Source organism: Actinospica durhamensis (assembly GCF_018139695.1).
GTDB classification, from domain to species: domain Bacteria; phylum Actinomycetota; class Actinomycetes; order Streptomycetales; family Catenulisporaceae; genus Actinospica; species Actinospica durhamensis.
The window spans coordinates 1-5,905 of the sequence record NZ_JAGSOG010000395.1 but is presented as its reverse complement, the minus strand read 5'-3'; the positions used below and the strand labels follow the sequence as shown (position 1 = coordinate 5,905).

General features: G+C 68.2%; 5 protein-coding genes. All 5 read left to right on the top strand.

From position 1 onward, the window contains the following. Window positions 1-338: 338 nt before the first annotated feature. A complete protein-coding gene (locus KDL01_RS38430) occupies window positions 339-599 on the top strand; it encodes a hypothetical protein (protein WP_212533647.1) in 261 nt (86 codons plus the stop codon). Between the two features lie 654 nt (window positions 600-1,253). Further along, complete coding sequence (rsgA, locus tag KDL01_RS38425; protein ID WP_212533646.1) at window positions 1,254-2,546, top strand: ribosome small subunit-dependent GTPase A; 1,293 nt, start codon at window positions 1,254-1,256, stop codon at window positions 2,544-2,546. Between the two features lie 581 nt (window positions 2,547-3,127). Further along, window positions 3,128-3,640, top strand: a complete 513-nt coding sequence (locus KDL01_RS38420; RefSeq protein ID WP_212533645.1) for a DinB family protein — start codon at window positions 3,128-3,130, stop codon at window positions 3,638-3,640. Window positions 3,641-3,920: 280 nt separating this feature from the next. Next, window positions 3,921-5,342: an RNB domain-containing ribonuclease gene (locus KDL01_RS38415; RefSeq protein ID WP_212533644.1), complete on the top strand. Its 1,422-nt coding sequence runs from the start codon at window positions 3,921-3,923 to the stop codon at window positions 5,340-5,342. Between the two features lie 168 nt (window positions 5,343-5,510). Then, window positions 5,511-5,905, top strand: a 395-nt coding sequence (locus KDL01_RS38410; RefSeq protein WP_212533643.1) for an LLM class flavin-dependent oxidoreductase, incomplete at its 3' end; no start/stop codon positions are given.

Below are 5,905 nucleotides of genomic sequence, written 5' to 3'. Positions count from 1 at the left end.
GGGGAGGGGGCGGGGGCGTGAGTGCCCCCATCTGCTTCGTCAAGGTATTCGGCCTGACCTACGCGCTCTGAGGCAGCAGGATGATCGGCATGCCGAGACTGCTGTGGTAAGACGTCGCGCCGCTCTTTTATCCTGAGATGAACGGGCCTCTGCCGGACGTGCGAGTGCCCAATACGATGGAGGCGGACTGGCAGGCTCTGCTCGATCTGGTGCGATCGAGTGGCTGGGGATGTGAATACTCCGAGGGCAGGCAAATACTCCCAGCACCGTTGCGTGCGGCGCAGTTCCTGGCCCGCGGCGCGCACGGGGCTGCGTTGTGGGTGTGGCCGGTTCCAGGGATGACCGCGATCTTCCGCCCTTTCGCGGCTGGGCAGCTCGACTGCGATATGCGGCTGCGCGAGTTGCAGGGGCAGGAGCGACTCGACGTGCTGTGCGGGTTTCTGTGCGCGATCGGGCGCGCGCTGCGTAAGCCGGTTCTGATGACCTGGGAGGGGGCGTCGAACGCCGCGCACCCGTTTCTCGGCTACCGCGTCGAGTCGGACGAGGTGGCGCTGTTCGCGGATCCGCTTCAGCCGTGGGTTGCACCCGGAGCCTGGTAAAGCACCCCTTTCTTGAACGTGGGGTAGGGCACGTCGCAGTGCCGCCGGGCGAAGCAGCAGGGCCGCAGTATGGCGCATGGCGCTTGCCCTCACTGATCTTCCGGTCGCAGTGGGCGCGGGAGGGCAGATGCGCGCGCTGGTGATTGCAGACTTGCTGACGGTGCGGTTCGCATCCACGCATCCTCGGGCCAGACAACCGTGTCAAGCAGGCACACGCCGGCGCGGTTGCCGGCGAACAGTCGGTCGATGGGGGCGTCGATGATCAGGGCCCTCATAAATGAGCAGTAGAACGTGGTGACCGTCCGGACGGTCACGCAACGCAGGCCCGGGGGCCCGGTTCGTCAGTCCCGCGCGAAAATCGGTTGTGCGTGCGTGCGGTGCGCGCTAGCGTCGCCGTGCGCGCCGAGGTGCGTGCCGTTCCCGGTCTTTCGGGGATGCGAGTCGAACGAGGAGGTGAGCCCGATGGCCGACACTGCGCAGACCGTGACCGTCCTCGCGGCGGCCCAGAGGCTTCTCACCTTCGTCATCCGACCGGCCTGATCGCGCGCTCCTGCATCTGTAGGTGCACTGATTTCGTGCTCTGACCACGTCACGGGCACGTGCGTGTTCGAGGCCTGTCGGGGATGCTCGCATTCTTCCTCGAAAGGCACCAGGTTGACTCATCTCAACCCGAATCCGACCGACACCTCCTTCCCTTACATCCTCGGCTGGGACTCCGCGCTCGAGTCCGCCTTCGCGCCTTATCGCAGCGCGGGACTGGTTCCCGGGCGGATTGCCCGCGTTGACCGGGGACTGTGTGACGTCCTGATCGCCGACGACCAGTTCGCCGATGTGGTCGACATCAACGCTGACGTCGACATTGAAACCGACGCCGGTACCTACGGCGCAGCCGAAGCCGTTACCGATCGTGACGGCAACGCCGGCGGCGATGCGGACGCGTTGCCCGGAGTTGCTGAATCGCGGCTCGAGCTGCAGGTGCGCGAGCGCCGGCGCAAGCGTCTGCGCGTGGTGCGGGCCGACTGGTCGGCGATCGCGTCCTCGGATCCGACCCGTAATCCGTGCACGGGTGACTGGGCCGCAGTCGCCTGCGCGCTGGACGACGTCGTCCCCCCGTCTGCGGTTGGCTTCACCGCTGTCACTACCATCAGGGCCCTTCTTCCGCGTCGCACGGCGGTGGTGCGCGGGAGCGCGGGGGAGCGCTCCGACGGGCAGGTGCTCGCGGCCAACGTCGACTACGTCTTGCTCGGTATCTCCCTTGCTGCCAAGCCGGACGCGGGACGGTTGGAGCGTCTGCTCGCGCTGGCTTGGGAGTCCGGGGCGTGTCCTGTCGTCGTGCTCACCAAGGCCGACGCGCCGCATGATCCTGCCTGGGTTGACGAGGTCGTCGCGCTCGCTCCTGGAGTCAGTGTGCTTGTTGTCAGCGCCCTGACGGGTGCTGGCATGGACGAACTCGTCGCGCTGCTCGGCTCGGGGACCGCGGCGCTGCTCGGGCAGTCGGGAGTGGGCAAATCCACGCTGACCAACGCGCTCGCGGGCTCCGACGTGATGGCGGTCGCGTCGACCCGTTCCGTGGACGAGAAGGGTCGGCACACGACCACGACCCGCGAGCTGATCCCGTTGCCTTCCGGTGGCGCGCTGATCGACACGCCGGGGCTTCGCAGCGTCGGGCTCTTCGGCGGGGAAGCGGGGGTTGATCAGGCTTTCCGCGACGTGCTTGAACTGGCAGCCTCCTGCCGCTTCGCCGATTGCGCACACAGCTCGGAACCGGGCTGCGCGGTGACGGAGGCCGTGGCGGTCGGGGCTCTGCCGCAGCGCAGGTTGGACAGCTACCGCAGGCTTCTGCGCGAGAACGCCTGGGTCGCCTCGCGGTCCGACGCGCGGGTGGCGGCCGAGCGGCAGCGCGAGTGGAAACTCCGCTCGCGCTCGTCCAACCCGGCGCGACCCTGACCAGCGCCGGCCAGCCCTCACCGGAACTGATCGGCCCAGAACGGTCCTGATCGGTCTAGACCAGCCTAGACAAGATCTGATCGTCACGGACCAGATCTGATCGGCTCAGAACGGAGCTAATCGGCGTTGGCCGGGACTGGCCCGTCCTGAGCGGAACTGACCGGACTGATCACCCTTCGAGGAACTGACCGGACCTGGCTGCCACTGACCGGGTCCGGCGGCCTTGGCCGGGATTGGCAGTCTTGACTGGGGCTTGCCGGTCCTGACAGGGACTGACCGGTTCTGACCTGGAATGGCCGAACTAGCGATCCCTGACCGGAACGGAGCGGTCCTGGCGGAACTGACCGAACTGGCTATCGGTGACCGGACGTTATCGAACTGGCTATCTGTGACGAGAGCTGACCGAACTGGTTATCGGTGACCAGCACTGATCGAACTGACTACCCCTGCCGGGAACCGACCGGGCCTGGCCGGTCAGTTCCCGCGCGCTCCTGACCGCGGTCTCCCCGCACGTCGACGCGTGACGGGGAAGCTGCGCGATTTCCTCCAGCTACAGACGAATCCGAAGAAGGACACTGAAAATGACCAAGCTGAAGAACTCTGAAGTACTGACCGGGTCCGAGAAGGACATCCTGCAGGTCAGCATCGACCGGCATCGCGATGCCGTGCTCTGGAAGCTCGAGGGGCTGAGTGACGAGCAGTTGCGCACCCCGCTCGTGCCCTCGGGGACGACGTTGCTCGGGCTCGTCAAGCACCTCGCGGCGGTTGAGTACGGGTGGTTCTGCGAGACGTTCGGCGTGCCGACCGAGGCGCTTCCGTTCGACGACGAGGATGTGGATGCCGACCTGCGGGTCGAGGACGGGGAGACCAGCGAGTCCATCCTCGCCTTCTACCGGCGGGCGCGTGAGGCGGCGGATCGCGTGATTGAGCAGCACGATCTGGACCACGCCGGCACTTCGTACGGCGGCGATCCGGTGTCGCTGCGCTGGGTGCTGGTTCACATGATCGAGGAGACGGCTCGTCATGCCGGCCACGTCGACATCGTGCGCGAGCTGCTCGATGGCGTGACGGGGGATCATAATCGGGCTAAGTAGGCTCGGATTTATCCAAAATGGCTGTGATAGGTCTATCTAGGTCTAATTCGGCTGAGTGTGTCTGAGTCGGGCTGAGTGAGGGCGGCTGGGCGTTTGCCGCTCGATGTTCGGTGCTCATGCCGGGTATCGGAGCCGGGGGCCTTGCGGGGGTGCACGTCGGGTGACGTCGAGTGACGTGTCGGACGTGCATCTCCGCGTGCCCTCGCGTACGCTGCGCTCCGTGCCACGCCCTGCTCTGAATCTTGAAGGCCCTGCCGATCTGCCCACAGCGCGGCCGGGTATGCCTGAGGGCTTTGCGGCGATCCGAAGCGAGCACACGCTGCCCGAGAACTTCTCGGATGCGGTGCTCGCCGAGGCGCACGAGGCTGCCCGGGATCCACGGCTGCCCGCGCTCGACCGTACGGACCTGGAACTGATCACGATCGATCCGCCGGGGGCGCGGGATCTGGACCAGGCTATGGCGATCGAGCGGCGTGCGGACGGTGCGGGGTACCGGGTCTGGTACGCCATCGCGGACGTCGCGGCGTTCGTGATGCCGGGCGGGGAGCTCGACCGGGAGGCGCATCGTCGTGTCCTGACCTACTACCTGCCGGACGGCCGGGTGCCGCTGCACCCGGCCGAACTGTCGGAGGGGGCGGCCTCGCTGCTGCCGGGGCAGGAGCGTCCAGCGGTCCTGTGGTGCGTGGACGTGGACGCGCACGGGCGTAGGACGGCGGTGGACGTGCGTCGAGCGCGGGTGCGGTCGCGGGCGCAGTTGGACTACCCGACGATGGAGCGCGCTCTGGCCGACGGCACGGCGCCGGAGGTCATCAGTCTGCTGCGGGAGCTCGGCGGGTTGCTCGAGGCGCGGCAGACGTCGCGCGGCGGACTGATCCTGAACGTGCCGACCCAGGATGTGGCCGCGGCCGCGGAGGGTTGGCGACTGTCCTACGCGGTCGAGCGGCCGATCGAGCGGTGGAATGCGCAGATCTCGCTGCTGATCGGCGCAGCTGCGGCGTTCATCATGCTCGAGGGGCGAATCGGGGTGCTGCGTACGCTGCCCGATCCGTCGCCGGTGACGCTGCGGCGGTTGCGGCGGGCCGCGAGGGCGCTCGGGATGGCCTGGCCGGAGCGTCGCGGCTACCAGCAGGTGCTCAACGCTCTCACTCCGGACGACCCGCATCAGGCGGCGATGCTGTGGGAGTCGATGTCGCTGCTGCGCGGCGCGGGCTACACGCCCTTCGACGGCGAGCGCCCGGCCCATCCCCGGCACGCCGCACTCGCCATCGACTACGCGCACGCCACCGCCCCGCTCCGGCGGCTGATCGACCGCTACACGTCGGTCACGTGCTTGGCTCTCGCGGCCGGCGAAGAGGTGCCGGACTGGGTGCGTACGGCGCTGCCGACCCTGCCGGGGGAGATGGAGCGCGGCGATCGCGACTCCAAGGCGGTGGAACGGGCGTGCGTCGACCTCGCCGAGTCCGTGGTACTGGCGGACCGGATCGGCGAGGAGTTCACCGGCGTGGTGCTCGACCTCAACGACCGGATCGACTGGGACCAGAACGGCAAGCCCGACGCCGGGACCGTGATGCTGCGCGACCCGGCCGTGATAGCGCGGCTCGACGGTCATGATCTGCCGCAGGGTACGGAGGTGCGGGTGCGGCTGACGAAGGTGGACCTGACGAAGCGCAAGGTGTACTTCGACTGGATCGATGCGGAGTGACGACGAGCTGAAGAGCCGCTGCCTGAGCCGATGGACGACGGTCGGTGCGGGTGCGGGTGCGGGTGCGGGTGCGGGTGCGGGCGCGCGGGCGGGCCGACCGGCTGACGGGTCGACAGGTCGACGGGGGATGTGTCCGGTTTTGTCGGTGGGCGCAGATAGCCTGGCGGTATGGATGATCGGATGCGTTACGGGGTAGTGCTGCCGGGCGGCAGCGCGTCGGAGCAGCTCGAACTCGCCGTGCTGGCGGAAGAAGCGGGCTGGGACGGCGTCTTCGTCTGGGAAGGCGTGTACGGGGTCGATGCATGGGGGCTGCTGTGCGCGATGGCCGTGCGCACGACGCGGGTGCGCCTCGGCACGCTGCTGACGCCGCTGCCGTGGCGGCGGCCGTGGAAGGTGGCGAGTCAGGCGGCGACCCTCGACCAGCTCTCCGGCGGCCGCGCGATCCTGGCGGTCGGACTGGGTGCCTACCCCGACATGGAGATGGGCACAGGTGAGGTGGTCGATCGGCGTGAGCGGGCCGAGCGGCTCGATGAGGGTATTGATCTGATTCGGACGTTGTGGGC